The sequence below is a fragment of the Thioalkalivibrio sp. ALJ4 genome (genome assembly GCF_000377225.1).
Taxonomy (GTDB): domain Bacteria; phylum Pseudomonadota; class Gammaproteobacteria; order Ectothiorhodospirales; family Ectothiorhodospiraceae; genus Thioalkalivibrio.
This window is the reverse complement of sequence record NZ_KB897922.1, coordinates 44,051-70,797: the sequence shown is the minus strand read 5'-3', so window position 1 is coordinate 70,797 and position 26,747 is coordinate 44,051. Positions and strand designations below refer to the sequence as shown.

24 protein-coding genes and 2 tRNA genes are annotated in these 26,747 nt (G+C 66.2%); 13 read left to right on the top strand and 13 right to left on the bottom strand.

Annotation, left to right across the window (positions count from 1 at the left end):
• Positions 1–55: 55 nt before the first annotated feature.
• The 7 genes from pyrC (at position 56) to C936_RS0113815 (ending at position 5,740) form a co-directional block, all read left to right on the top strand.
• The gene (pyrC, locus tag C936_RS0113845) at positions 56–1,093 is read left to right on the top strand and encodes a dihydroorotase (protein ID WP_018173927.1); all 1,038 of its coding nucleotides are present in this window, start codon (positions 56–58) and stop codon (positions 1,091–1,093) included.
• 124 nt (positions 1,094–1,217) lie between these two features.
• The gene (locus C936_RS0113840) at positions 1,218–1,682 is read left to right on the top strand and encodes a hypothetical protein (RefSeq protein WP_018139673.1); all 465 of its coding nucleotides are present in this window, start codon (positions 1,218–1,220) and stop codon (positions 1,680–1,682) included.
• Positions 1,683–1,689: 7 nt separating this feature from the next.
• On the top strand, positions 1,690–2,181 hold the full coding sequence (locus C936_RS0113835; protein WP_018173926.1) for an O-acetyl-ADP-ribose deacetylase: 492 nt from the start codon (positions 1,690–1,692) through the stop codon (positions 2,179–2,181).
• A 3-nt stretch (positions 2,182–2,184) separates the two neighbouring features.
• A complete protein-coding gene (locus tag C936_RS0113830; protein ID WP_018173925.1) occupies positions 2,185–2,553 on the top strand; it encodes a DUF1992 domain-containing protein in 369 nt (122 codons plus the stop codon).
• A 287-nt stretch (positions 2,554–2,840) separates the two neighbouring features.
• Positions 2,841–3,926 carry a PA0069 family radical SAM protein gene (locus tag C936_RS0113825; protein WP_018173924.1) on the top strand — a complete coding sequence of 362 codons (1,086 nt, stop codon included), beginning with the start codon at positions 2,841–2,843 and terminating at the stop codon, positions 3,924–3,926.
• A gap of 57 nt (positions 3,927–3,983) precedes the next feature.
• A complete protein-coding gene (locus C936_RS0113820; protein ID WP_018139677.1) occupies positions 3,984–4,790 on the top strand; it encodes a hypothetical protein in 807 nt (268 codons plus the stop codon).
• A gap of 11 nt (positions 4,791–4,801) precedes the next feature.
• Positions 4,802–5,740 carry a mechanosensitive ion channel family protein gene (locus tag C936_RS0113815; protein ID WP_018173923.1) on the top strand — a complete coding sequence of 313 codons (939 nt, stop codon included), beginning with the start codon at positions 4,802–4,804 and terminating at the stop codon, positions 5,738–5,740.
• Here the strand turns inward: C936_RS0113815 and C936_RS0113810 are convergent.
• Both C936_RS0113810 and C936_RS0113805 read right to left on the bottom strand, forming a co-directional pair.
• Positions 5,737–7,401, bottom strand: coding sequence for an ExeM/NucH family extracellular endonuclease (locus C936_RS0113810; protein ID WP_018173922.1), 1,665 nt, complete (start codon positions 7,399–7,401; stop codon positions 5,737–5,739). The genes C936_RS0113815 and C936_RS0113810 overlap by 4 nt on opposite strands.
• Before the next feature lie 24 nt (positions 7,402–7,425).
• Complete coding sequence (locus C936_RS0113805) at positions 7,426–7,857, bottom strand: Rrf2 family transcriptional regulator (protein ID WP_018139680.1); 432 nt, start codon at positions 7,855–7,857, stop codon at positions 7,426–7,428.
• Positions 7,858–8,115: 258 nt separating this feature from the next.
• Between C936_RS0113805 and C936_RS0113800 the strand changes: the two genes are divergently transcribed.
• Positions 8,116–8,997 carry an undecaprenyl-diphosphate phosphatase gene (locus tag C936_RS0113800; protein WP_018139681.1) on the top strand — a complete coding sequence of 294 codons (882 nt, stop codon included), beginning with the start codon at positions 8,116–8,118 and terminating at the stop codon, positions 8,995–8,997.
• A 15-nt stretch (positions 8,998–9,012) separates the two neighbouring features.
• Here the strand turns inward: C936_RS0113800 and C936_RS0113795 are convergent, their stop codons facing one another.
• Both C936_RS0113795 and C936_RS0113790 read right to left on the bottom strand, forming a co-directional pair.
• Positions 9,013–11,535 (bottom strand): ABC transporter permease, encoded by a 2,523-nt coding sequence (locus C936_RS0113795; RefSeq protein WP_018173921.1) that lies wholly within the window; start codon positions 11,533–11,535, stop codon positions 9,013–9,015.
• The gene (locus C936_RS0113790; protein WP_018173920.1) at positions 11,532–12,242 is read right to left on the bottom strand and encodes an ABC transporter ATP-binding protein; all 711 of its coding nucleotides are present in this window, start codon (positions 12,240–12,242) and stop codon (positions 11,532–11,534) included. Before C936_RS0113790 ends, C936_RS0113795 begins: the two co-directional genes overlap by 4 nt.
• Between C936_RS0113790 and C936_RS0113785 the strand changes: the two genes are divergently transcribed.
• Positions 12,241–13,008: an arylesterase gene (locus tag C936_RS0113785; RefSeq protein WP_018173919.1), complete on the top strand. Its 768-nt coding sequence runs from the start codon at positions 12,241–12,243 to the stop codon at positions 13,006–13,008. The two genes, C936_RS0113790 and C936_RS0113785, sit on opposite strands and share 2 nt — an antisense overlap.
• Here C936_RS0113785 and C936_RS0113780 read toward each other — a convergent pair.
• The 5 genes from C936_RS0113780 to C936_RS0113760 all read right to left on the bottom strand — a co-directional run bounded on the left by C936_RS0113780 (position 12,916) and on the right by C936_RS0113760 (position 16,127).
• Positions 12,916–13,242, bottom strand: coding sequence for a hypothetical protein (locus tag C936_RS0113780; protein WP_018862961.1), 327 nt, complete (start codon positions 13,240–13,242; stop codon positions 12,916–12,918). The two genes, C936_RS0113785 and C936_RS0113780, sit on opposite strands and share 93 nt — an antisense overlap.
• Before the next feature lie 62 nt (positions 13,243–13,304).
• Positions 13,305–13,381, bottom strand: a tRNA-Arg gene (locus C936_RS0113775).
• Positions 13,382–13,456: 75 nt separating this feature from the next.
• Entirely contained in the window at positions 13,457–14,362 is a 906-nt protein-coding gene (locus C936_RS0113770) for an HPP family protein (protein WP_018139686.1), read from the bottom strand.
• Between the two features lie 119 nt (positions 14,363–14,481).
• On the bottom strand, positions 14,482–15,300 hold the full coding sequence (locus tag C936_RS0113765; RefSeq protein ID WP_018173918.1) for an OmpA family protein: 819 nt from the start codon (positions 15,298–15,300) through the stop codon (positions 14,482–14,484).
• Positions 15,301–15,302: 2 nt separating this feature from the next.
• Positions 15,303–16,127: a motility protein A gene (locus tag C936_RS0113760; RefSeq protein ID WP_018139688.1), complete on the bottom strand. Its 825-nt coding sequence runs from the start codon at positions 16,125–16,127 to the stop codon at positions 15,303–15,305.
• Between the two features lie 139 nt (positions 16,128–16,266).
• Here C936_RS0113760 and C936_RS0113755 point away from each other — a divergent pair, with 139 nt between their 5' ends.
• The 4 genes from C936_RS0113755 (at position 16,267) to C936_RS0113740 (ending at position 21,389) form a co-directional block, all read left to right on the top strand.
• Positions 16,267–16,851 carry a LemA family protein gene (locus tag C936_RS0113755; RefSeq protein WP_018139689.1) on the top strand — a complete coding sequence of 195 codons (585 nt, stop codon included), beginning with the start codon at positions 16,267–16,269 and terminating at the stop codon, positions 16,849–16,851.
• 9 nt (positions 16,852–16,860) lie between these two features.
• Positions 16,861–18,834 carry a M48 family metallopeptidase gene (locus C936_RS0113750; protein ID WP_018173917.1) on the top strand — a complete coding sequence of 658 codons (1,974 nt, stop codon included), beginning with the start codon at positions 16,861–16,863 and terminating at the stop codon, positions 18,832–18,834.
• Positions 18,835–18,877: 43 nt separating this feature from the next.
• Positions 18,878–18,964, top strand: a tRNA-Leu gene (locus tag C936_RS0113745).
• Between the two features lie 148 nt (positions 18,965–19,112).
• Positions 19,113–21,389, top strand: coding sequence for a diguanylate cyclase (locus C936_RS0113740; RefSeq protein WP_018649558.1), 2,277 nt, complete (start codon positions 19,113–19,115; stop codon positions 21,387–21,389).
• Between the two features lie 26 nt (positions 21,390–21,415).
• Here the strand turns inward: C936_RS0113740 and mnmD are convergent, their stop codons facing one another.
• The 4 genes from mnmD to C936_RS0113720 all read right to left on the bottom strand — a co-directional run bounded on the left by mnmD (position 21,416) and on the right by C936_RS0113720 (position 26,727).
• Positions 21,416–23,275 (bottom strand): tRNA (5-methylaminomethyl-2-thiouridine)(34)-methyltransferase MnmD, encoded by a 1,860-nt coding sequence (gene mnmD, locus C936_RS0113735; protein WP_018649557.1) that lies wholly within the window; start codon positions 23,273–23,275, stop codon positions 21,416–21,418.
• Between the two features lie 60 nt (positions 23,276–23,335).
• Positions 23,336–24,706, bottom strand: coding sequence for a peptidoglycan DD-metalloendopeptidase family protein (locus C936_RS0113730; protein WP_018993152.1), 1,371 nt, complete (start codon positions 24,704–24,706; stop codon positions 23,336–23,338).
• Positions 24,707–24,970: 264 nt separating this feature from the next.
• Positions 24,971–25,753 carry an ABC transporter permease gene (locus C936_RS0113725; protein WP_018139694.1) on the bottom strand — a complete coding sequence of 261 codons (783 nt, stop codon included), beginning with the start codon at positions 25,751–25,753 and terminating at the stop codon, positions 24,971–24,973.
• A complete protein-coding gene (locus C936_RS0113720) occupies positions 25,750–26,727 on the bottom strand; it encodes an ABC transporter ATP-binding protein (RefSeq protein WP_018173913.1) in 978 nt (325 codons plus the stop codon). The genes C936_RS0113725 and C936_RS0113720 overlap by 4 nt, the downstream gene beginning before the upstream one ends.
• Positions 26,728–26,747 lie beyond the last annotated feature (20 nt).

The following is a 26,747-nucleotide window of genomic DNA, read 5'->3' as shown; positions in this document are numbered from 1 at the left end:
AATCAGCGTTTCCTCAATGGAGCCGCCAGGGCTCCCGCGACTCTTCCAGGATCCCATGAACCGTCTGACGATTACCCGACCCGACGACTGGCACCTGCATCTGCGCGATGGCGATGTGCTCGGCAGCGTGCTGCCGGATACCGCCCGGCGTTTTCGCCGCGCGATCATCATGCCGAACCTCAAGCCGCCGGTGACGACGGTAGAGGCGGCGGCCGAGTATCGCGAGCGCATCCTCGCGGCGCTTCCGGAGGAAGCCGACTTCGAGCCGCTGATGACGCTTTATCTGACCGAGGCGACCACGCCCGGGATGATCGAGGCGGCAAAGGCCAGCGGGTTCATTCACGGCGTGAAGCTGTACCCGGCGGGGGCGACGACCAACGCAGCCAGCGGCGTGTCGGATATCCGGCGTTGCTACCCCGTGTTCGAGGCGATGCAGCGGGTCGACCTGCCGCTCCTGGTGCATGGCGAGGTGACCGATCCGGAGGTCGACATCTTCGACCGCGAGGCGGTATTCATCGAACGCCACCTGCAGCCGTTGATCCGCGAGTTTCCGGACCTGCGGGTGGTGCTGGAGCACACCACGACCGAATCGGGGGTGGCGTTTGTCGAATCGGGCCCGGAGAACATCGCGGCGACCATCACCCCGCAGCACCTTCTGTACAACCGCAATGCGCTGTTCGTCGGCGGTATTCGGCCGCATCACTACTGCCTGCCGATCCTGAAGCGCGAGCGCCATCGCCAGGCGCTGTTGCGAGCCGCGACCAGCGGCCACCCGCGCTTCTTCCTCGGGACCGACAGCGCCCCGCACCCGCGGCATGCGAAGGAGTCCGCCTGTGGCTGCGCGGGCATCTATTCGGCCCACGCGGCGATCGAGTTCTATGCCGAGGCCTTCGCCTCTGTGGATGCGCTGGACAAGCTGGAGGGCTTCGCCAGCTTCCACGGCCCGGATTTCTACCGCCTGCCGCGCAATACCGACACCATCACCCTGGAGCGGGTGGACTGGACCGTGCCGGAGGCGGTGCTGTTCGGCCATGACCCGGGCGTGCCCTTGCGCGCGGGCGAAACCGTCGCCTGGCAGCTGGCGCGGCATTGATCCCACGGCGTGACCGACCCGGCACCGACGGTGGCGGGTCCGAACCTCAAGCCGTCCCCGTGGTCCCCGGTAGTACAGACATCGTTTGCATTGCGTAGCCAATTTCCGACCCCAAGGAGGGCACATGACCGAACCGGACGTACAACGCGGAACCCTGTGGTTCTGGCTGCTGATCAGTGTGGGGGTAGGCCTGCTGATCATCGCGCTGGGCGTGGGCCTGGAGCCGCATGGCGCGGCTATCCTGCGCGCGCCGCTGGAGTCGCCGGCCGCAGGCGCGCTGGCGTTTGGCATGGTGATGGTCTGGGCCGCCTATGGCTACGCGCTGACCGCGGGGCGTGCCGCAGGCTCGCAGGAGCTGGGCGTGGTGTTCCTGAATCTGGCGCTGCCGGTGGCCTTGATCGTGCTGTGGAGCAACGAGATCTTCGCACTGGCGTTTTTCGTCGCCTTCGGCTGGGCCCTGACGCTCATCGGGATGGCCTTCCGCCTGTTCCGGCGCGAGGCGCTGGCCGGGGTCATGATGCTGCCGGTGATCGGCCTGAGCATGACGGCCATCCTGCTGTCACTGACCCTCTGGATGGTGCCGGCGTAGGGCAGCCATGATCTCGGTCGTACAGGGCGACATCACCACCCTGGAGGTGGATGCGATCGTCAACGCCGCCAACGAGAGCCTGCTGGGCGGCGGCGGTGTCGACGGGGCCATTCATCGCGCCGCTGGCCCCGAGCTGCTGGAGGCGACCCGGGCCCTTGGTGGCTGCCCGACCGGCGAGGCGCGCATCACCCCCGGGTTTCGCCTGCCGGCCGAGTACGTGATCCACACCGTCGGTCCCGTGTGGGAGGGCGGCCAGGCGGGCGAGGACACGCTGCTGGCCTCCTGTTACCGCGCAAGCCTGGAACTGGCGATCGAATATGGCCTGCGCGAGGTGGCCTTTCCCCTGATCAGCACCGGCGTCTACCGCTTTCCCAAGGACCGCGCGGCCGGTATCGCGCTGAAACAGCTGCGGGCGCAGGAGGACCAGTTTCGCAGCTTGGTGGTCTGCGCATTCAGTGCGGCGGATGCGGATGTCTACCGCATCCGGCTCGAGCGGTGACGCATGCTGCTCTCCGAGACACAAGTCGAGGCGAAGCTCGCCGAGGCCGCTCGGCGGGGCGAGTTCGATGATCTGCCCGGGGTCGGGCGGCCGCTGGAACTCGACGATGACCGCGATGTGCCACAGGAGCTGCGGCTGGCGTTTCGAGTGATGAAAAACGCAGGGTATGTGCCGGAGGCCGTGCGCCTGCGCGGCGATATCGCCTCGGCGGAGGCCTTGCTGCAAGCCGCTGACGACGCGGCCACCCGCGACCGGGCGGCGCGGCGCCTGCGGATGCTGCTGGATCGGCTGAACCAGTCGGAAGAGGGGCGCGGCCTGATCTCCGAATCCGGGTATTTTCGCCAGCTCTGCGAGCGGCTAGGGAGGCACTGATCCATGTACACGCTCGCGTTGGTACCCCAGGTTTTCCGAGACAGGGTGCGGTGCGTAGCCGGTAGTGGTTCTACCGACAAGGGACGCAACGCGGGATCGGGGAACCTGGGGTGCCAACCCCGAAGGGGCTCGGCCGCCCGTTGTTATCAAAAACGGGTGCGCGCACGGCGTTGCGGCTCCCTTGTGCAGAATGACTGCACGGCAGTCGCCGCGCCTTGTTCGCACGCAAAAGCGACTCGAGCGCGAGCGTGTACATGGATCAGTGCTTCCCTTGACGGCCCGCGCCGATGAACCAGCGTGATGGACCGGTTCGTGGCCGCGGCGCGACGATCCAGCCCCTCGCGCGCTTCGAGACCACCCACCGCGAAGCATTTGACGATGGCTGGGTGGGTGAAGACGAAGAGCCCCGGCCGCTGCGCACCGAGGTCACGCCGGAACGCCCGCGCAAGGTGCTGTCCTGGAACCAATCGCCGGATGTCCCGTTCGAATTGTCGCTGAACCCTTACCGGGGCTGTGAGCACGGTTGCGCGTACTGTTTCGCGCGACCGGCACATGCCTATGTCGGGCTGTCGCCGGGGCTGGATTTCGAGAGCCGATTATTCGCCAAGGTGGGCGCGGCCGACTGCCTGCGCCGCGAACTGGCACGCCCCGCGCACCGCGTGACCCCGTTGGCTCTGGGCATCAACACGGATGCCTATCAGCCCGTGGAGCGCGAGTGGCGTATTACGCGGGAGGTCCTGGAGGTGCTAGCCGAGGCGCGGCATCCGGTCTCGATCGTGACCAAGTCCGCGCTGGTTGAACGGGACCTCGACCTGCTGGGACCCATGGCGGAGGAGGGGCTGGTTCAGGTGGCGGTCTCCGTGACCACGCTGGATCGGGCGCTGTCGCGCCATCTGGAACCCCGCGCGGCCGCGCCCCAGCGGCGTCTGGAAACCATGCGGCGACTGAGCGAGGCCGGGGTGCCGGTGGCGGTGCTGGTCGCGCCCCTGATCCCGGTGCTGACTGACGGCGAGCTCGAATCGTTGCTGGACGCAGCGCGCGAGGCCGGGGCGAGCAGCGCCGGCTATGTCCTGTTGCGCCTGCCGCGGGAGGTGGCGCCGTTGTTCGAGGACTGGCTGCGCACGTACCACCCGCTGAAAGCGGACCATGTGCTGCAGCGCTTGCGCGAGGCGCACGGGGGCCAGCTGTACGATTCGACCTTCGGCCACCGGATGGTCGGGGCGGGCCCCTATGCAACACTGCTGCGTCAGCGCTTTCGCCTGGCCCGGCGCCGTGCGGGTCTGGCCGGCCGCCTGGCGGAACTGGATACGACGCGCTTCTCCCCGCCGGCAGCACCGGAAGCCGACCGCGGCCCCCAGATGGATCTGTTTTAGGAGTGCGCTACAGTGGTCGTCGAGCACATCGGCAACGGACACAGGACACCACCAGGGATGACCGACAAGGACAAGACAGGGAAGCGGCCGACCTGGTGGGGGCGCTGGTCGTTGCCGCAGGGGCGTATCGGACGCTGGTCCGTCGGGCCGCTCGATATCTGGCTCGAACATACCCCGGCGGAATGGCGCCTGGGCCTGGACCGGCCGCGCGACGCCGCCGATGCGACGCTGGATATCGAGGTACCGACCGACGCCGAGTGGCCCGAGTCGCTCTCCGAGCGTCTGCGCTTCGCCGGTGCTACCGGCGACACCCAACCGGAACTGCGGATCGCTCTGGCCGACCGTCCGATGGTCAGTCGGCCGGAAAACCCGTTCTACGTGCCGGCTCAGGGCCGGGTCACGCTGTTTCTCAGTTCGCCTGCCTGGGTCCAGTTCTATCTGGGCGATGCGCGGGCACATGAATTCCCGGTCTATGTGCCTTCGGACACCTGGTTCGGTCCCAGTACGGTCGAGGGGGAGCTGTGCTACGCCACGCGCACCCAGGCGCGGCTGGCTCTGGAGGATGTCCCGGAGCGTCCGCACCGCGTGGTCACGCCGCTGACGATCCACAACAAGGCGCTCGATGCGCTGTTCCTGGAGCGCGTGAACCTGCCGGTGCCGCGTCTGCCGGTCTATGCCGATCGCCACAACCGCCTGTGGACCCCGGCGGTCCGCATGGAGCGCGAGGAAGACAAGGACATGGCGGCGATGAAGATCGATGCCGGGCCGCCCGCTGAGGCCGAGGGGGCCGAGCGGATCGCCGAGCCGCGCGAGGTGGGCGGGCGGCATGTGATGGTGCGGGCGTTCAGCGCCCTGTTCCAATAGGGAAACACTGAATGGACGGCTGGATACAAGGCACCATGGACTTTCTGACCAGCGACGGCTTTCTGGCCGCGCTGCGGGCCTCGCTCTACATCGTCGTCGGGTTGATCGTGGCGCGACTGGTCTCGCGCAACCTGACGCGGGCCTTCGGCCGGCATATGGATGCCCAGCAGATCATGCTGATGCGCCGCATCAGCTTCTACGTGATTATCGTCCTGGCGGTTGTGTCCGGGCTGCGCGAGCTGGGTTTCGATCTCACCGTGCTGCTGGGGGCGGCCGGCATCCTGACGGTCGCGCTGGGCTTTGCCTCGCAGACCTCGGCGTCCAACCTGATCTCGGGGCTGTTCCTGATCGGGGAGCGGCCCTTCTCGGTGGGTGACATCATCAAGGTGGGGGACGCGACCGGGGAGGTGCTGTCCATCGACCTGCTGTCGGTGAAGCTGCGTACCTTCGACAACTTACTGGTGCGGGTGCCGAACGAGAGCCTGGTGAAGTCGCAGATCACCAATATGACGCGCTTCCCGATCCGCCGCCTGGACATGCAGATCGGGGTGGCCTATCGCACCGACCTGAAGGCGCTGCGCGACATCCTGATGGACGTGGCGGATCGCAATCCGGTCTGTCTGGAGGAACCCAAACCGCTGTTCATCTTCCTCGAGTACGGGGATTCCGCGCTGAAGATTCAGCTGTCCGTCTGGGCGCGGCGCGAGAAATTCCTGGATCTGCGCAACAGCATGCACATGCAGGTGAAGGCCGCGCTGGACGAGGCGGGTATCGAGATCCCGTTCCCGCAGCGCACGCTGAGCCATATCGATGGCGGGCCGATCCCCGTGCGGCTTATCCAGGACAATCTGAGCGACGAGGAGACGGAGGCCGCCGAGAAGGTTGGGGAAAAAGCCACCGAGCCGGAGGCCGACGCAGGAGCGTCAGAACAACTCCCGACCCGTGACTAGTCGACCCGCAGGTCCAGCCAGACGGGGTCGTGGTCGGAGGCGCGCCATGGCCCGTCGACGGGCTGGCTCCCGTCGAATCCCAGAAAGGCCGGTTCGTCGGCGTTGATCGCCCAGGAGCCGGTGTCCCCGACGTGTTCAGCGATTCCCTCGGGGCCGAGCAAGTAGTCCAGTTGCCCGGACTGGCCGCGAAAGACATAGCTGTAGGCCCGATCAGGCTCGGCATGGACCAGGTCCCGTTTCCCCGCCTTGCGTAGCACACGGAGCGGGTCTTCCGCGGCGTAGGCGTTCAGGTCGCCGGCAATGATCACGGGCAGCCCGTCGCGACGCTCCTGTTCGATCCACTGTGCCAGGCGTTCGGCCTGGGCCGTGCGCCGCTCGTTCCAGCAGCCCTGGCCACGATCGACGTCACCGCTGGACGGACAGCCGACCTTGGCCTTGAAGTGCACCGCCACGACCCCGAACAGAGGTGCGCCGCCCGGTGTGCCGAACCATGCAAGCAGCGGTGGACGGTGATGCACACGGTCTTCGTCGGCGACGACTTCCAGTAATTTCAGCCGATCGGGGCGATAGGTTATGCCCACCTTGATCGCGTCTGTCCCCGGCGCGGGATGCCGTACCGCCTCGTAGGTGAGGTCGCCGTGCTGATTCAGGCGCTCGATCAGGCGTTCGCGGGCGACGGGGCGGTTTTCCAGTTCGATGGCCGCAATCAGGTCGGCGTTCAGAGGGAGCAGAGCGGCATTCAGCTTGGCCTCCTGCCGCTGGCGTTCGGCGCGATTGGCCGCGCCACGCTCGCCCAGCGTGACAAAGTCATTCTCCATGTTGGCAGTAACGATGCGCAGTGCACCGCCTGTCGCCGGGTTCGGCGCCTCGGGTCGGGTGCCCCCCTCCCACTCAGGCGTTTCGGTCGGATGCAGGCGGTGGGCATCGAAGGCGTGGGTCAGGATGCCGGTCAGGCCTGTGACCTGGCTGCCGACGCGCCGCGTCCCCTGGTCGTCGAGATAGGGGATGGGGTCCGGGCGGGCGCGGTAGCTGCCATCGTCCAGCACGATGCGGCGGTTGGCATGGTCGTGGTCGTCGAACGCGCCCGTTTGCCCCGGGTGCCACAGGCGTCCGCCGGCGGCGAGTTTCAGGTTGCCGTAGCGCTCGAGTTCATGGTGGCCCGATACGGTCAGCGTCTGATCAAAGCGCACGCGCACGTCCTCGAAGTCAGACAGTCGTTCGGCGTCGCGCGGGAGCTCGAGTGTCACCGGCTCGGGCAGCCGACCGCTTCCGCAGGTCTCGATGCCGTCGATGCGGGCGAGCTGGGGACGGCCGTGGTGATGGCCAAAGCGGCCCTGTACGCGCAACCGATCACCCGGCGTAACCGGCTCCTGGCGCGGGGCATAGACGAACAGCCCGGTTGGCCTGTCGGACTCGTCGTTCTGCAGGTAGAAGCCGCCCAGTTGATCGTCGCCCATGAAGACGCCGGTCACGATGCCCTCCAGAACGACGGAGGCGTCGTCCGCCGGAGGTTCGGCCAGCAGTTCGTCGGTCGTGAGGCTGGCTCTGTCGGACGGGCAGGCGGGTGCCAGCGCAAGCGCAGGCGGTGCGGCAAGCGCAAGGGCCACAAGCAGCGGGGTTGCGGCCGATAGCGGTCGGCGGGAGGTCACGTGCCGATCCATGGCGGCGTCCTCGGGGCAGTGGGGTCAGGCGCTATAGCGTAGCAGGGACCGCAGGTGCTCGGGTGACTGGGTGACATCGCGCACCGTGTATTGATCGAGCACCGCGAGGAAGGCATCGCGGGCGTCGTCCAGTACCCCGCGCAGCTGGCAGCCGGGCAGGATCGGGCACATCGGGCTCTCGCAATCGACGACCTTGAGGTTGGGCTCCATGTCGCGTACGACGGCCCCGATATTGATCGACTCGGGGGCGCGAGCGAGCGAGATGCCGCCGCCCTTGCCGCGGCGCGTGATCAGATACCCCTTCTGGCCCAACTGGTGAACGATCTTGACCAGGTGGTTGCGCGGAATGCCGAAGCGTTCGGAGATCTCGGTGACGGTGACGCGCTGGTCGTCGGGCTGGACCGTGAGGTACATCAGGACGCGCAGGGAGAAATCAGTGAAGCGAGTTAGTTGCATGGGGTGACTCGTTGGCGGTTTGCAGGCCAGATCGGCGCTCGCCAGGTCCCGTACGTTCTCGCGGGTCGCACGGGTTCGGTTGGTCGGCTGCCAAATATACGGCTATGTGAATGTATAACGGCAAGATAAGGGTGTACTGGCGCAAAAACAAGTACGTTGGGTATATGAAAGCGAGTGCCGGGGCGCGAACCCGGTAACACCGTTTCCCGGGCCGTTTCCGTATACTGCGCCCGCCTTTGGGACAAAACCGGAATCGGAATGACAGTTTGGGTTGCCACCCTGCTCGGCGTCGTGCAGGGCATCTTCATGTTCTTGCCGGTCAGTTCGACCGCGCACCTGGTGCTCACCCAGCACTGGCTGATTCTCAGTGGCGAGCCGCTGCCGCCGCCGGAAAGCCCGGAGATGATCCTGTTCGATCTGGTTGTGCATGTCGGCACGCTGGTATCGATTATCTACGTATTCCGCCAGAGTCTTTGGCGCCTGAGCGGCGGGATCGCCCGCGAGAGCTGGCAATGGGCGTCGGCCGGTGGCAGCGCGGGCCGAGAGATGCTGTTCCTGCGCCTCGCGCTGCTCTGCGGCTTGTCGGTTTTCGCCACCGCCGCAATCGGCTTTACGCTGAAGGCGAGCTTTGAGCACGTGTTCGCCAATCCGACGCTGATCGCCGGCACCCTCACGCTGACGGGCATCCTGCTGTGGTGGACGGATCGCCTGAGCCGACGTCCGCTGGGGCTGCGCAAGCTGGGGCCGAAGATCGCCACGGTGATTGGCGTGGCCCAGGGCTTTGCGCTGGTCCCCGGGCTGAGCCGCAGCGGGATGACCATCACCTTCGCGCTGTTCTCGGGCCTCAAGCGGCGCTGGGCAGCCGAATACAGCTTCTTCCTCGCAATCCCGACGATCCTGGCGGCCACCGCCGTTCAGTCGCTGGATGTCTGGACGAATGGCAATGGGCTGGGGGATCTGACCTGGACGCCGCTGATCGTCGGGTTCGTGGTCTCCGCGGTGGTCGGGGTGGTCTCCCTCAAGATGGTGCTGTTCTTCCTCTATCGCGCGCGCCTGAAGGTCTTTTCCTTCTATGTCTGGGCGCTGGCGGCCCTGGTGCTATTCGGCTTCCTCGACGTGGACATCATGTACGGCCACTGATGGTCGTCGGGCGCATCACTCGGGGCCGCGCAGGACCCCGAGTGGCGCCTGGCGCAGTACGCTGCGCGTTCCCAGCCATCCGGCCAGCGCGATCCCCAGGGTCCCGCCGACGATCCCGAAGACGAAGGTCATCGGATTGATCCGGTAGTCGAACTCGAACACCTGCCAGGCCAGCAGGGCCCCCACCGCGGTGGCGATGATGGCTGCCAGCAGACCCGCCAGAAAACCCAGGCTGCCGAACTCGGCCAGCAGTGCCCGTCGGATGTGGTGCCGCCGCGCCCCCAGCGTGCGCAGCAGTGCGGTCTCGCGGCGGCGGACGTCGCGCGTGGCCTGTACCGCCGCAAACAGCACGGTCAGGCCCGCGACCAGGGTAAACAGAAAGACGTACTCGACCGCGCGGGTGGCCTGGTCCATCACGTCGCGGACCTGCTCGATAATCGCGCCGACGTCGATCGCGGAGACGGCCGGGAATTCGCGCAGCCAGCGGTTCTGCTCCGCTCCCATACCTTCCGGCACATGCAGCGCGGTGATATAGGTGCGCGGCTGCTCGCCCAGCAGGGCGGGCGGGCCGATCACAAAGAAATTGACCCGGAAGCTGTCCCAGTCGACCTCGCGTACGTTGGCGATGACCCCGCGCACGGGTTGCCCGCCCACCCGGAAGGTCAGGCTGTCGCCGATCTCCAGTCCAAAGCGTTCCATCAGCCCGGCCTCGACGGACCAGGCACCGTCGGCCGCTTCGCCGGTCGGCCCGTGGTGGAACCAGTGGCCCTCCGTCACGCGGTTGTGCTCCGGCGGTTCCTCCGCGTAGGAGAGGTTGAACTCGCGATCCACCAGGCGCCGGGTCTGGTCGTCGTCAAAGTCATCGGGCTGGACCGGCTGGTCGTTGATCGCGATCAGGCGTCCGCGAATCATCGGGTCCATCTGCGGGCGTTCGAGCCCGGAGGCCTCGATCCGGTCGGCGAACGCCTCTTCCTGTCCGGGCTGGATATTGACGAAGAACTGGTTTGGTGCATCGGCGGGGATGCTGGCATCCCAGGCCGAGAGCAGGTCCACACGCACAATCGCCAGCAGCAATAGCGCAAGGATGCCGATGCTGAAGGCAACCAGTTGCACGGCGCTCAGCCCGCCGCGGCGGGAGAGGTTGGCCAGACCAAAGCGCATGGCCATGCCCCCGTGATTGCGCAGCGGGCGCAGGGCCAGCACCAGCAGCAGGCCCAGTGCGCCGAGTACGACCAGGGCGCCCGCGGTCCCCAGCAGGACCCAGGCGGCCAGGCGCGGGTCGGCCGCCTGCCAGTACAACAGCGCACCGAAGGCCAGAAGGGCCAGCAGCCCCGACAGCCAGACGGAGGCGGGCGGGAGCCCCAGATCACGGCGCAGTACGCGCAGGGGGGACACCTGGCCGATGCGCAGCAACGCGGGCAGGGCGAAGCCGATCGCGGTAATCAGGCCCACACCGAGGCCCGCCGCTACTGGGCGTAACCCCGGGGGCGGCAGGTCGCCCGCCAGCCACTCACCGAGCAGCGCGGAGAGCACGAACTGCGCCGCGAACCCAATGGCCAGGCCCAGTGCACTGGCCAGCAGCGCAATGATCAGGACGTGGCCAAAATAAAGCCTGAGTACATGGCGTCCGCTGGCCCCCAGCGCGCGCATGACCGCGGCGGCGTCCGCACGGCGCTGGGCAAAATGATGGGCGGCCACCGCGATCGCCGCGCCGGCCAGCAGGACCGCCATCAGAGAGGCCAGCCCGAGGAAGCGCTCGGCTCGCTCGATCGCGACCTGCAACTGCGGATTGGCGTCGTCCAGCCCGCGCAGTCGCTGGCCCGGCTCCAGGCGCTCCTCGATCCAGTCGCGGTAGCTTTCGATCGGGGCCGCCGGGCCGGTCACGAAGAGCTCGTAGCGCACGCGGCTGCCGGGTCCGATCAGGCCGCTGACCTCGAGATCCTTATAGGCGAGCATCAGCCGGGGTGCGATATCCAGCAGGGCGCTGCCGCGGTCCGGCTCCCGCGTGATCTCGCCGGCCACTTGCAGTTCCAGTTCGCCGACCTCGACGGTATCGCCGACCTCCAGTTCCAGCGCCTGCAGTAGGGCGCCCTCCAGCCAGGCCGTACCGGGTTCCGGTCCCTGGGTGCGTACCTCGGGGTCCGCGTCCGGGTCGGTTCGTACGAGGGCCTCGCCCAGCAGGGGCCAGTCACGATCCACCGCGCGCAGCGCGGACAGGCGGGAGTCGTCCTCGGGGGTGAACAGCACGCTGGGCAGGGCCGCGGTGCGGGCGGTCTGCAGGCCTCGACGTTCGGCCTCCGCGAGCCAGTCCTCCGGGATCGGCTGGTCGCCGACCACGGCCATGTCACCGCCCAGCAGCAGGGTCGCCTGCTGCGCCATGCCGCGATCCACCCGATCAGTGAAGAACCCGACCGCCGCGACCGCCGCCACCGCGACGACCAGGGCTGCGGCGAGCACACGCAGTTCGGCACTGCGCCATTCGCGCCAGGTGCCACGAATCCATTCGCGCGGACCGCCGCGCCTAGAAAGCCAGGTCATGCCAGCACGCCGTCCTCGATATGAAGGATACGATCGCATTGCTGCGCGAGATCGGCGTCGTGTGTCACCAGGATCAGCGCCGTGCGCTGGCCCTGGTCATCCGGTTGGAGGGCCAGGCTGAACAGCAGTTCGATGATGCGGCTGCCGGTCTGGCCGTCGAGATTGCCGGTGGGCTCGTCCGCAAACAACACGGCCGGGCGATCCACAATCGCGCGGGCGATGGCGACCCGCTGCTGCTCGCCTCCCGAGAGCTGGTGCGGGTAGTGAGCTTCGCGCTCGCTGAGCCCGACGCGCTTCAGCGCGTCGCGGGCCCAGGCGGAGATCTCGGTTTGCGAGCGCGCCTCGTGCTCGGGGTTAAGCTCCAGCGGCAGGAGCACGTTTTCAAAGGCCGTCAGTGCCGGGAGGAGCTGGAAAGACTGGAACACGAAGCCGACGCGCCCGGCGCGCAGGGCTGCCCGGCCATCTTCGTCCAGCTCACTGATCGTTTGGCCGAGCAAGCGAACTTCTCCGGCACTTGGGGCGTCCAGACCTGCAAGAAGTCCGAGCAATGTGGACTTGCCGGAGCCGGAGGCGCCGAGGATCGCGACCGTCTCGCCGGCGTGCACCGCGAGCGAGACTCCGCGCAGAATATCCAGTACACCGCTGGGGCCGGCGATCCGCTGTTGCAGGTCGCGGGCTTCCAGAACCGAAGATGAGGATGCATCCATGTGGCGTTATTCCCTGGTCATGTTTGCGTGGCTCGCGTTGCTATGGAGTCCGCTTGGCCTTGCGAATTCCATCAGCTCGGAAAATTCAGGGGAAGAACCCGCGAAGGTGCTGGTGTTCGGTGATTCCCTGAGCGCGGCATTCGGGATGAACGATTCCGAAAGCTGGGTGGGGCTCCTGGAGGCGCGTCTGAGCGAGCGCAATCATCCCTGGCGTGTGGCCAATGCCTCGATCAGTGGCGAGACGACGGCCGGGGGGCGCGAACGACTGCCTGAGGTCCTCGAACGCGAGAACCCCGACCTCGTGATCCTGGCCCTGGGAGGCAATGACGGCCTGCGCGGGCTCTCGCCACGGGCCATGCGCGAGAACCTGGAGGTGATGCTGGAGGCGATCGACTCGGCGGGCGCCCAGACGCTGTTGCTCGGGATTCGCATTCCGCCCAACTACGGCCCCCAGTACAGTCAGCGCTTCGAGGCCGTCTTCGCCGATCTGGCCCGAGAGCGTGGGCTGGTGTTCGAGCCCTTCTTTCTGCACGAGGTTGCCCTTCGCGACGGGATGATCATGGATGACGGGATCCACCCGACGCCCGAGGCGCAGCCCTACATGCTGGATGCCGTGTGGCCTCATTTGGAGCCCATGATGCGCGGGATAGAGGCTTGTCTGGACGACGGGGTTTCAGTTTCCGAGCGCGCGGCGCAGATCGGTCAGGACGTCCTCGGGGAGGAGCTGGCGCAGCACCGGATGGATATCGCGTTCGGCCTCGGATAGCAGCGGCAGGGTGCGAACCAGCGAGTGCCGCGAAAGTGGGTCGCCGTACTGATTCGTCTGAATCGGGCGGTCCAGGCCGGTCTCCATCAACGCGATACCCGGCTCGCCGCGGGGGCCCTCGTCGAGGACCTCGACCAGTTCCACCATGCGGCCATCCACTTCCCCCTGCACCCCGATCAGCGGTGCCAGGAGATCGACCAGTCGTTCGGCCTGTTCCGTGGTGAGCGTCTCCATTGGGGTACCTTACGGTGGATTTTCCGCCGACACCAGTTCGTTAAGGAAACACTAATGGAAGGTGGTGTCCCCGGCAGGATTCGAACCTGCGACCTGCCCCTTAGGAGGGGGCTGCTCTATCCAGCTGAGCTACGGAGACAGCCGCGCCGCGAGTATAAGCATGTGTCGGGATTCGCGCCAAAGCGATGTGGCGGTTCCCAGGCTGTGGCGACGGTCACCCTTGAACGTCCAGGCGATGGTGGGCCCAGGCGACAAAGTCCATCACAGGGCAGCGACCTTCCTCGGGGACGCCTGCGCCGCTAATGACGCGATACGTGATCAGGTCGCCATCTCGCGCCAGGACCTTGCGCACGCTCCAGGCGTGGTCCGCGGCGCCGTTGCTGTAGCACTGTCCGGGACGAACATCCGCAGGATCGATCGCGTCCGGGTGCGCATGGTGGCGTCGTGCCAGGAGGTACAGGCGGGCCAGGTCGTCCTCCGTCATGTCGAGATACAGATTGAGATCGCGCATCGCGTGTTCCAGGTCGGCCTGGCTGAGGCCGGCACGCTCCAGTGCACCGGATGGGCCGGCGGGTGAGGGCTCGCCCAGGCGCGCCAGGGCGGCCGGGTAGCGGCGCCATGGAAACGGGTAGTTGATCATGAAGGCGACCAGCAGCATGACGGCCACGCTGGAGAGAACGGGGTGCAGGATGAACAGCAACCCCAGCTCCTCGACCGAGGCGCCGCCCAGCACGGCATACAGCGCCGTGGCACCCCCGGGAGGGTGCAGGCAGCGCAGGTAGTACATCGCGTAGACGGTGAGGCCGACCGCGAGTGCGGCGGCCACCAGCGGGTGATCGACCAGGTGACGGACGGCGACCCCGACCATAGCCGCAATGGCATGCCCGCCGAGGACATTCCAGGGCTGCGACAGCGCGGCCCGGGGTGCGGCGAAGAGCAGGACGGCGGTAGCGCCCAGGGAGGCGAGGATGAGCCCGTTGATCCCGCTTTCGGTGACCGAGGCCGCGACCTCCAGTGACAGATACAGGCCGATCACGGCCCCGATCAGCGCGATCAGCTTGTCCTTGTGATTGGTGGTGTCGAGGAAGTCGCCGAGTAGGAGGCCGCGTCCTGTGCGCATGTCTGCCCGTTGCTCATAAGTTGAATAAAGTGCACAGCTTTAGGGGCGCAGGGCCCGTGGTCAAGTGGTGGGTTGCGTGCTGCGGGATTCCCGGGGAAGGCATGGGAATCCTTTGGGCGTCATGGATCCGTGGCGGTTGGAGACTCGAGGATCAGCGCGACGCGCCGATTCTCGGAACGGCCGCGTGCGGTGTCGTTGCTGGCCACAGGCTGGGTGTCGGCGCGGCCCACGGCGCGCAGTCGCTCGGCGTCGAGTCCCTGGTCCAGCAGGTAGCGGACCACGCCGCTGGCGCGGGCGGAGGAGAGCTCCCAGTTGGAGGGAAAGCGCTCCGTCCCAATCGGGATGTTGTCGGTGTGCCCCTCGACGGTAACCAGGCCGTCGTGCTCGTCCAGTAGGGTCTCCAGCTGCGCCAGTAGCGCCCGGCCTTCCGGTTGCAGGTCGGCCTGTCCGCTGGCGAACAGGATCTCGTCCTGGATGCGCAGCTCGGTGCGGCCGGGGTGCTCGACGACCTCGACGCCCTGAGGTGCCTGCTCGCGCATCCTGGATGCGGTCGTGGCCGTGCCCTCGGGATCGGGGTCGTCCACTTCCGGCAGCAGTTCATGGAGCCGGCCTTCGAGATCGCCCAGGTCTCCTGTTAGGGGCGCGACCAACGGGTCGAGGAGGGCCTGGTGATCGGGGTGGGCGAGCTGGATCGGTTGAGCCGCGCTGGCCAGTGGGCGGTCGTCGCGCGGGTCCATGAAGGTCAGCATGATCACGAATATGACGATGACCAGGGTGAGGACGTCGAGATAGGTGAGGATCCAGGCGTGCTCGTCGTCGCGCTGGCGCTCGCCCGGATAGGAGCCGAGAAAGGCCTGTTCCGGTCGCGTGGCCGCCTGGGCATCCATCTCGGCCTGCATGGCCGCGCGGTTGGAGGTGGAGTATCCGGGGCTGGGCATGCTCAGGTGCGTTCCTGGCGTTCGGCTTCATCCGGATCGGGTTCGCCGTTGGGCTCGGTCTGGCGGATCTCGTCGCGGTGGTTCTCCATGAACGAACGCAGGGTCTCGCGGATGTACCCCGGGGTGCGGCCCTTGCGCATCAGCATGATGCCTTCGAGCACCATGGTCATCAGCACCACGCGGCCCTCGGTGCGCCGTTCCAGCTTGATCGCGATCGGGCGGAACACGAGGTTTGCCAGCAGGATGCCGTAGAACGTGGTGATCAGGGCGATCCCGAGGTTGACCGCGATGATGGTGAAGTCATCGGTCTCGGTGGTCAGCAATAGGTTAATCAGTCCGATCAGCGTCCCCAGCATGCCGAAGGCCGGGGCATAGGTGGCCATGGTGCGAAACATCTGCGCATCGGCCTGTTCGCGGGCGCGCAGGCGGGCCATGCGCCAGTTGAGCAGGTCCTGGATGTCGTCCATCGGGGTGTCATCGATCACCAGCTGGATGCCGGTGCGCAGGAACGGATTCTGGACCTGCTCCAGGCGCTGCTGGACGCCGCGCAGGTTCTGCGAGTACCAGTAGCGCGAGACCTGAACGATCTCTTCCAGGTCGCTGGCGATGTCGTAGCGCTCCTCGCGGATGGCATGCGCCCCCGCACGGAAGACTCGCACCACCTCGTGAAAGGGATAGCTCATCAGGGTCGCGGCGATCGTGCCGCCGAGCACGATACCCAGCCCCGGCAGGTTCAGGAAGGCATGCAGGTCCTGCGAGGAAAAGGCGATCACGCTGCCGAAAACCAGCAGGCTGCCGATGATGCCGAGAAGGGTCGAGAGATTCATTCAGGAATCCGTAAGGCTCCGGGATTGATGGGGGTCAGGGTATAGCACGGCCGCGCCGGGTTCACGCAGTCCCGGGCGTTCGCCGGCGGCGTCGTTCCTGCGTACACTCGGGGCTTTGTTTGCTGAGGGAGAGGCCGGCATGGAATGGGTGCTGATCGCGATTGTGGTGCTGCTCGTGGTCTGGGCGGTCTGGACATACAACCGGCTGGTGACGGCGCGCAACCGCTACAAGAACGCGTTTGCCCAGATCGACGTCCAGCTGACCCGCCGCTACGACCTGATCCCGAACCTGGTGAAGGTCGCGGAACGCTACATGAGCCATGAGCGCGACACGCTGGAAGCAGTGATCCAGGCGCGCAATCAGGCGATGGACCGGCTGAAGCAGGTGGGCGGGGACCCCACGAACACCGAGGCCGTGCGCCAGCTGTCCGGGGCCGAGCAGGGGCTGTCCGGCGCCCTGGGACGCTTGTTCGCGCTGTCCGAGAACTATCCGGACCTGAAGGCGAACGAGAACATGATGCAGCTCTCCGAAGAGCTGACCAGCACCGAGAACCGGGTGGCCTTCGCGCGTCAGGGCTATAACGATGCGGTGATGCAGTACAACATCCTGCGCGAGATGTTCCCGAACACCCTGATCGCGAACAACTTCGCCTTCCGCCCGGCGCAATTGCTGGAGATCGAGGACCCGCAGAAGCGCGAGCCGGTCGAGGTCAACTTTTCCTAGGGACAGGGCATGAATTTCTTTGAACATCAGGACCGTGCCCAGCGGCGCACGCGGGTGCTGCTGGGCCTGTTCATGCTGGCTGTGCTGGCGATTGTCGTGGTGATGAACCTGATCGCGCTGGTGCTGTTCGGCCAGGCGCAGGCGACCGCACCGGGCGAACCCTGGCTGACTCGGGCGTTTCTCCGCGACAACCTGGACGTGGTTGGCTGGACCAGTGCGTTCACCGTGGGGCTGATCGGTCTGGGCAGTCTCTATCGCATGCTGAGCCTGCGCGATGGCGGTGGCGCGGTTGCGCGCGAGCTTGGGGGCACGCGGATTGAAGGGGACACCCGTGATCCGTTGCGCCGCCGCCTGATGAACGTGGTGGAAGAGGTCGCGATCGCCTCGGGGGTTCCGGTGCCCGAGGTCTACGTGCTGGAGCAGGAGCCGGGCATCAATGCCTTCGCGGCCGGGTATTCGCCGTCCGATGCCGCGGTCGCGGTGACGCGCGGCGCGCTGGAACACCTGAACCGGCACGAGCTGCAGGGCGTGGTCGCCCACGAGTTCGGGCACATCCTCAATGGCGATATGCGCATGAACATCCGCCTGGTGGGGATGCTGTTCGGGATTCTGGTGATGGCACTGATCGGGCAGCGTGTGCTGCTGGCGATGCGCTTTTCCCGCAACAACCGGAACGCCGGTGGGATCGTGGTCGCGGGCCTGGTGCTGATGATCGTGGGTTACATCGGTCTGTTCTTCGGGCGTTGGATCCGGGCATCGGTTTCGCGTCAGCGCGAATACCTGGCGGATGCCTCAGCCGTGCAGTTCACGCGCCAGCCGGAGGGTATTGCGGGGGCGCTGAAGAAGATCGGGGCCAGCTACTCCGGGCTCAACGCGGACAGCGAAGAGGTCGGACACATGCTGTTCGTCAATGGGGGCCTGGGCCGGATGTTTGCGACCCATCCGCCGCTGGAAGATCGTATCCGCAAGATCGAGCCGAGTTTTGATCCCTCGGAGCTGGAGGCTGTACAAAAGCGCATGCAGGACGATGCGCGGCGCCGGCGCGAGGAGCAGGAGGCCGAGGCCGCGCGCGAACAGGCCGAGCCGAAGGCCGGGGGTGGGCTGGCGTTGCACCCCGAGGCCCTGCTCGAAGCGATTGGCGACCCCGGCCTTGCGCATATCCTCGGCGCCGGCTTCCTGGTCGCCGCAGTGCCCAGCGCCCTGGAACGCTCGGTGCATTCCGATCGCTGGGCCGCCGAGGCCGTGCTGTATCTGTTGATCTCCAATGACGCGGAGGTGCGAGATGCCCAGCTGATGCGCATCCTCGAGACGCGCGGCGAGGACAGCGAGAAGCGCGTGCGCGACCTGCTGCAGGCAGTACCGGAGCCCAGTCCCGATCTGCGCATCCCGGTGCTGGAGATGGCCTTCCCCGTGCTCCGCCGTCACCCCCCACAGGAACGCGAGGTCTTGTCAGGGCTTGTAGATGAGCTGATTCAGGCCGATGGACGGGTGTCGGCCTTCGAGTACGCGCTCGGGCGCCTTGTACGGCGTCAGCTGCAGGATATCGAACGGCCGTCGCAGGCCCGTTCAGGTGGCCGCCGCCGGCTGGCCGACAACAGTGGACAGGCACGCTACGCGCTGGCGGTCCTGGCCCACCACGGGCACCCCGACGATCCCGATGCGGCCATCACGGCGTTCAATGCCGGCGTGGCGGCGCTGACCGGCATCATGCCGCTGGAGTCGGAGGCCCCGCCCGAACTCGAGCAGGCCACCACCGGCAATGCCTGGGCAGCCGTGCTGGACAAGGCCCTGGAGCGGCTCGACGACCTACGGGTCAAGGACAAGCGGACGCTGGTAGAGGCGATGCTGGCGACGGTTCAGCGCGGCGGTGGCGTCCAGGTAGCCGAGATCGAGTTGCTGCGCGCGATGGCCGCTGCGCTGCACATCCCGTTGCCCATCGCCGAGATGGCGGATGGCTCGCAGGGGAGCGGGTCAGCGGGATAAGGCTCCACACCCGGCTGGTGTAGCCGGTATGATGCGAGTCCCCGGGGGCGTGGCGGAACGGGTAGACGCAAGGCACTTAAAATGCCTCGGCCGCAAGGCTGTGCCGGTTCGAGTCCGGCCGCCCCCACCATTATCTTTCCTTGCACTTGAAGTGCCACGGCTAATCGTCACTTCCAAAAGCATATTTCTGCGCCTCGGGTGAGCAGCGATCTCACCGTTCACAGGGGGGTGTTTTAGGCGCATAGTGGGTACTACCGCTGGTAGTGACAGGTCTGGGCATGGATGACAGCACCCACACGCGCACGGAAGCCCCGCACGACGCGCCTCGCCACAGGGGCCGGGATTCGGGGTCCACGGCGGGCCCCTTTGCCCTGGGCCTGGTGGCCGCCCTGATATTCCTTGGGCTGTTTCTGCTGATTGATCGCGCCTGGGAGATCGAGCTGGAAGATCGCCAGAGTGCCGCGGTGGCGAGCGAGCTCGCCAGTCTGCGCACGCAGGTGGAAAGCGTGATCAATGGGCTGGTGCATTCGACCATCGGGCTGGCGGCTTACGCCTATGTTCATCCGGACCTGGGGACCGACGAGTTCGAGCGCGTAGCCGAGCGCATTTACCGCGGGCATGAAGACCTCGTGATTTCCCTGACGCTGGCCCGGGGGCCGATCGTCGAATTTGTCTATCCCCTTGAGGGGAACGAAGGCGTGGTCGGGCTCAACCTCGCCACTCACCCCGAACAGGCGGATTCCTTTCGCCGAGTCCTGAACGAGCGAGAGGTGGTCGTAGCGGGCCCCTGGCCGCTGGTTCAGGGCGGTTATGGGCTCCTGGTGCGCGCCCCGGTCGACACGGAGCCCGTTCCAGACAGTCCTGCTCACCTCGCCGTTGACGAGCCTATGGACCAGCTTAGTATCAGCAGCATAGCGCTGGATTTTGAGGCCTTGCTCGAGCGTGCGGGCATCGGTGAACAACTGGGTACGCTGTTGCTTGCCCTGCGCGGCCGGGATGGTGTGGGTGAGGCTGGCCCGTTTTTCTACAATCCTCATGACCTCGCCGAGGAGGCGCCACACCGGCATCGGATTCGTTTCCCGGGGGGCGAATGGCAACTCCTGGCCGATGTAGATCCGGCGCACAGGGATACGGATCGTCCCATGGCCTGGTGGGCATTGGGGTTCGTGGGCGCACTGGCAGTGGGCGGCTACACCTATCGCGTCGGGACGGGCATGCAGGCACGTCGACGTGACCTTGATCGCTACCGGGGCCTGGTGAATCGCTTGGAAGACCCGACGCTCGTGGTGTCCGGGCGACGTATCCTCTGGGCAAACCCGGCGTTTGTTCGAATGCTGGGACAACAACCGCCTGTGAATACGGAGCTGGCACAGTTGGACCTTGTGCACCCGGATGATCTCGACCGGCTTCCACCCAACCTCGATTTCACCGATTCACCTCCCGAGACGCATGGACGCGAGGTACGGATATGCGTGTTTCACGGGGGATGCCGCTTTTTCCTGTTGCGCTGGGTGCCTGTGGACTGGGAGCGAGGCCGTGCGTGGCTGCTGACCTTCGTCGACGTCAACGAAAACCGATTGCTGTTCGATGCCCTGACCGCCGCGCGGGATCTGCAGGATGCGATGTTCGAGGCCATTCCGGGGTATGCCTTTGTGGTCGATTCGGAGGGCACGGTTCGACACGTGTTCGGGGAGGCTTGCCATCGACAGGAGATGGCCCCGGCCCTCCTTGGCGACACCCTGGATCAGTTGTTTCCCTCGGACGTGGCGGCGAACTTCCTCGAGATGGTGAACCGGGCGATCGATGAGGGGACGCTGCAGATGCACGAATACCGCCTGGATGTGGATCTGTTGAAGCGCCTGGGGATTCCCGAGCATGAAACCGGCGCGCGCTGGTTCGAGGCACGGATCCGGCCTCTGGCGCGCGCAATCAACGGCCTCCCCGCAGTCGTCTGGCACGCGCTTGATGTCACGGATCGGCGGGAGCTGGAGGTCAAGCTGAAGACCATGGCCTGGGAAGACCCCCTGACCGGGATGGCCAATCGGGCGGCACTGGATCGTGCGTTCCCGCGGCTTGTGGCGCGTGCCGAGCGTCAGGGGGGACGCCTCGCGCTGCTGTTCATCGATCTGGACCACTTCAAGCCGGTGAATGATCGCTATGGCCATGTCGTGGGCGATCAGCTCTTGCGCCGGGTCGCGGAAAGGCTGAAATCGCATCTGCGCCCGGACGACGTCCTCGTCCGTCTGGGCGGGGACGAGTTCATCGTCCTGACCGCGCCGCTGGAGGAGCGTGAAGAGGGCCTTCATCTGGCCCAGCGGGTGCAGCAGGATCTCGATAACGCGTTCGAGGTCCACACCGGTCCTGGCGAATTCGTGGAGCTAAAGGTCACATCCAGTATTGGTGTGGCCTTCTATCCGGATGTGGGCCGGCATCTGTCGGACCTGATGGTCGCAGCCGACCGGGCCATGTATCAGGTGAAGGCGCAGGGGCGCAATGATGTCGGCCTGGCCGGTGATGCCCCCCCTAACCATGGGCGCCCCACGCCGAGGGTGTAGTCCACAACAACCGGCGAATGGGACGACTAGGCGAGCGGGCGTTGCGGGTCGAGGCGGCCGGCGGTGCTGTCCAGCAAGGGCTCTGGCAGACCCAACAGGCGGTCGGCCACCAATTCCGCGGCCAGGGGTGCGTACAACAGCCCGCGCGAGCCGTGGGCCACATTGAGCCAGACGCGGCGGCCGGGGTCGCGAAGACTCGCACCGGCCAGAGGCAAGCGATCACGTACCACGGCACGGTTACCCGCCCAGCGTTCCAGCGTCACGACCTGGGCGGGGTCACCCAGACCGGGAACCCAGCTCAGGTGCTCGAGGTTGAGCTGGTCGTCCTCGCGGCGAGGCGTGGTGTCGGGTGCGGCTTCCACTGCATCCGGCATCTGTGTCCGCCGATACGTAGCGCCAATCCAGGCCTCGCCCGGGCCTAGCGGGATGCAGTACCCCTGGCCCGTCGTGACCTGGCCACCCCAGTCTGGGAGCGGGGCACGGATCCGGGTCATTTGCCCCGACACGGTCGATACCTGTTCCAGTTCGGGGCACAGGGCGTGTAATCCGGGAGCCGCTGTCGCGACCACTACGTGATCCCATGGGAGAGAATCGGCGCTGGACCCGGCCGGTTGGCCTTCCAGTATCAGGCCCTCGTCGGTGAGGCGCAGGCCGGCGATCCGGCGGGTCTCCACAGGCGGGAGCGACTGCGCGAGGGCCGTACAAAGCCGGGCGAGATTGAGGCCGCAGCCCCCGGGATAGTACAGACGTGGCTCCGGACCCGAATCCGGTCCGCCCTCGAGGTCGAACAAAGCCCCGGTGTGCTCCCGCCCAGCGCGCAGCAGGCGCTGCACCCGTTTGCGGCCGTGGGCGCTGACACCATGAAAGGAGACCCCTTCCGCCAGCACGGGGTCAATGCCGGTTTGCGCAGTAATCTCGCCGAGCAGGCCCCGGGTCGAGCGCATGCCGGCCAGGGCCAGATGATTCAACTCCGTGTCCCTGGGGTGGGGGTTCGGCAACAGGACCGCGGCCGGGTTTCCGGATGCGCCGCCCCCGGCGCCGGCAGGGTCGAACAGCCGGACCTCGCAGCCTCTGTTATGCAATGCGAATGCAGAGGCGAGCCCGGCAACGCCGGCACCGATGATCGCAACCCGGGGCCGCTTGAGCGCGTCGGGTACAGGTCCGCGATAGCTGCCTTCCAGGCGTTCACGCTTCTGGCCATGTCCCGGGGCACGTTGGACTTCAAATCCCACTGCCTCCAGATCCCGGCGTACCTGTCCGGCGGCGGTATAGGTGCCAAAGGTGGCGCCGGGGCGCGAAAGGCGCGCGATCTGGCGAAAGACCGCCGTGTTCCACAGGCCCGGGTTCGAGCGTGGCGCGAAACCGTCCAGGAACCAGGCATCGATACCGCCGCGGATCTGCGCCAGCAGGGGAGCGGCATCGCCCAGGCCGAGCGTCAGGATTGCGCGGGCTCCGGGAAACACAATCCGGTGCAGGCCACTGATCGGTGGGGGGTACTGCGCACGGAGGGCCCGGCTATCGGCGTCGTCCAGGTCCAGGTGCCGATGGACCTCCCGCAGATCGTCGAGTGACAATGGATGGGCTTCCAGACTCAGTATCGACAGGAAGGCCCCGGGCGGCGCGTGTTGCCGCCACTGTTGCAGCGTCAGCAGGACGTTGAGGCCTGTACCAAAACCAGTTTCCCCGATGGCGACCGTTCCGCCGGCGGCAAATCGACGCGGGAGGTCGTTGGCCTTGATGAAGACCTCGAAGGCCTCGGCCCCGGGGTCGTCCGAGCCGAAATAGGCGTCCTGGTATTCGGGTGCGTACGGTCGCCCGTCGCGCCAGACGAGGCGCGCCTGCGCCAGTGGTTCACATGGAATAGCGGGAGAATGTGCGGGGGTCACAATCGAAGCGCGCCCCACCTGTAAAGGGGTGGGGCGCCGACCTTTGGCAAAAGCAATGCGTTACTGGCTCAGCAACTCGTCGTAGGGTGTGAACGCGACCTGCGTGTTGCGCACGCCGTTGTCGAGTTGCGCCAGGAGGGTCTGGCTCAAACTCTTGAACTTCTCCAGTTCCTCCCCCGCGAGCGACTCGCTTTCGGGGAGCTCCACACGCATCGGGTCGCGCGGCTGGTTGTTCACGTGGACCTCGTAGTGCAGGTGTGGCCCGGTCGAGCGGCCGGTGTTGCCGGACAGCGCGATACGGTCCCCGCGTTCCACGGTGTCTCCGACGCTGACCAGTTGCCGGTGCAGGTGGAGGTACCGGGTAGAGTAGCCCTGCCCGTGCTCGATCACGATAAAGCGGCCTGCGTAGGGATGGTTCTCCACACGGGTGACGCGGCCGTCAGCTGGCGCGTTCACCGGGGTGCCGATCGGCATGGCGAAATCCGTCCCGGAATGCGGTGCCACACGGCCCGTGACCGGATGCCGCCGACGCGGATCAAAACCGGAACTGATGCGGTAATTGCCCGAGAACGGACGACGATCAAATGGTGGCAAAAGGCTTTCGCCGTCCGGCGTGTAGAAGCGGCCATTGGAGTTGCGGGCCGCGCGTACCGTGATGCGCTGTCCCTCGTAGTCGAAGGCAAGCAGGCGGAGATTGTGCGGGGTGTCGTCACCGACCAGGGTTTCCATCTCCAGCAGCAGAGTGAACTCGTCGCCGGTACGGGCGTGTGTGCGGACCGGGAGGTAGCGGTCCAGCAGCACGGCGATGGCGCCGGCCGCGCGGGGCGAGAGGTCGGTGCGTTGTGCTAGCGCGGCGGACACATTGCCCTCAATCTCGGCACTGATCACCATGTGGCTGACTTCGCGCCCGTTCTCGACCTCACCGCGCTGGAAATCCCAGCCATCTTCCTCGCGGACCCATTCGTAGCCGCTTGCGCGGTCGGTCCAGAGACGCAGGTGGGTCAGGTAGCCGTCTTCGTCCACCTGCCACTCGATCTCCTGCCCCGGCCGTATGCGGTTGAGGATCGATGCGTTCTCGTCATCGTCCAGGAGTCGGTAGAGGGTTGCCAGCGGCAGGTCCCAGTCGCGTTGCCACAGGCTGGTCAGGCGCTCGCCGCTCTCGAGCTTGTGGTTGTTCCAGTCCGAGCGGTCCTCTTCGGCCACGCGGTCCTCGCCTTCGTCGAGGTCGAAGGTTTCGTATGAAGTGGGGTAGTCGGTCTCGTCGTCGAACCCGGAATCATTAATCAGGTCGGTTGCGTAGGCGACCTTGGTGGCTTCGGCGTCGAAGTGCGAACCGGCAGATCCGGCCGCTCCCGGTCCATGCGGCTGGGAGAGTTGCTCGGCCTGGCCGTTCTGGCTATCGGGGGAAACGGTGGGGACCATCGGCGACATCTTGCCGTTGGCCCCGGCTTGCAACGCCGCGATATCGAGCGGTTGCGAGGTTTCTGCGGGCTGAGAAGCGAGAAGAAGACTGGCGCTGATTGCAACAGCGACCCCGGCTGCGCCGAGAAGAAAGACGGGTGGGATCTTTCGTTTGACGCCCATATGGCCTCTGCCCGGAAAAGTTTCCGCTTTATACCACGTTTTTTCCGGTAATAAACCCCCTCTTGCCCACGTTGCGCGGGGTCGCAGGCAGGGTGGCGTTCTCGTGATGCATCAGGACCGGATCCCGATGCCCTTGTTCAACAGTATCAGGGCCGCCGTGTACAGGGCCGCGATGAAGGCCACAATTACGGCAAACGAGACCATGATCGGGAAGTCGCTGGACCCGAGGCTGCCGTAGCGGAAGCCGTCCACCATGTAGAGGATCGGGTTGAGCATCGATACGCCCTGCCAGAACTCCGGGAGCAGGCTGACGGAATAGAACACCCCGCCGAGATAGGTCAGGGGCGTGAGCACGAAGGTGGGCACGATCGCGATGTCGTCAAAGGTGCGCGCGAACACGCCGTTGATCAGCCCGGCCAGTGCGAACAGGATCGAGGTGAGCAGGACCACGATCAGCATCACGCCTGCGTTGTGGATACTCAGAGGGCTGAAGAACAACGAGACCAGCAGCACCGCCACGCCGACGCTGAGCCCGCGGGCGACACCCCCGAATACAAAGCCCAGGATGATCACGCTGTTGGGGATCGGCGAGACCAGCATCTCCTCGATGTGGCGCTGGAACTTGGAGCCAAAAAAGGACGAGACGACGTTCGAGTAGCTGTTGGTGATTACCGCGAGCATGATCAGCCCGGGGACGATGAAGTCCATGTAGCGAAAGCCGTCCATGTCTCCGATGCGTTCGCCGATCAGCCCCCCGAAGATGATGAAGTACAGGGCGGTGGTAATCACCGGCGGCAGGATGGTCTGCACCCAGATACGCGCGAAGCGCAGCACCTCCTTGGTCACAATGGTGCGAAAGGCGACCCAGTAGTCATGCAGGTGGCGCTCGCTCATTGCGGGTTCTCCGGCTGTTCGGCGGTGCCCGTGGCCCCCTGCGTCAGGTGGCTGGGGGCGGCGTCGCTGCGGGTCATGCGCAGAAACAGCTCTTCCAGCCGGTTCGACTTGTTGCGCATGCTCTGAACCCGCAGCCCGGCATGGTCCAGGACACGGAAGAGGTCGTTCAGGTGCTGCCCGCGCTTGATGTCGGCCTCCAGGGTCAGTTCGTCGATCTGCCGCAACGGGATCTCGGAGTCGTGGGGCAGCTGCCGGACCGGCTCGCTCAGGTCCAGAACCATGGTCTCGGTCTCGAGCTTCGCGAGGAGCTGCTTCATCGTGGTGTTTTCGACGATCTGGCCGTCATCGATGATCGCGATGTTGCGGCAGAGGGACTCCGCCTCTTCCAGATAGTGCGTGGTCAGGATGATGCTGCGGCCATCGGTATTGATGCGACGGAGAAAATCCCACATCGAGCGACGCAGCTCGATGTCCACTCCGGCCGTGGGTTCGTCCAGGATCAGCAGTTTCGGTTCGTGCACCAGGGCGCGGGCGATCATCAGGCGCCGTTTCATCCCGCCGGACAGGGTGCGTGCCATGTCCTTGCGCTTCTCCCACAGCCCCAGCTCGCGCAGGTAGTGCTCGGTGCGGCGCCAGGCCTCGTGGCGCGGGATGCCGTAGTAGCCGGCCTGGTTCACCACGATCTCGCCGATCGGCTCGAAGTTGTTGAAGTTGAACTCCTGCGGGACCAGGCCGATCGAGCGCTTCACGGACTGTTGATCGCGGTCGAGGTCGTGTCCGAACACGCGCACCTCACCGGCCGTCTTGTTGATCAGCGAGGTGATGATGCCGATGGTGGTCGACTTGCCCGCCCCATTGGGCCCGAGCAGGGCGAAGAAACTCCCGGGCGCCACCTCCAGGTCGATGCCCTTGAGGGCCTCGAATCCGTTCTTGTAGGTCTTGCGCAGGCCGCGAATTTCCAGCGCTGGTGTCATGCTCACATCCTGTGACGGTG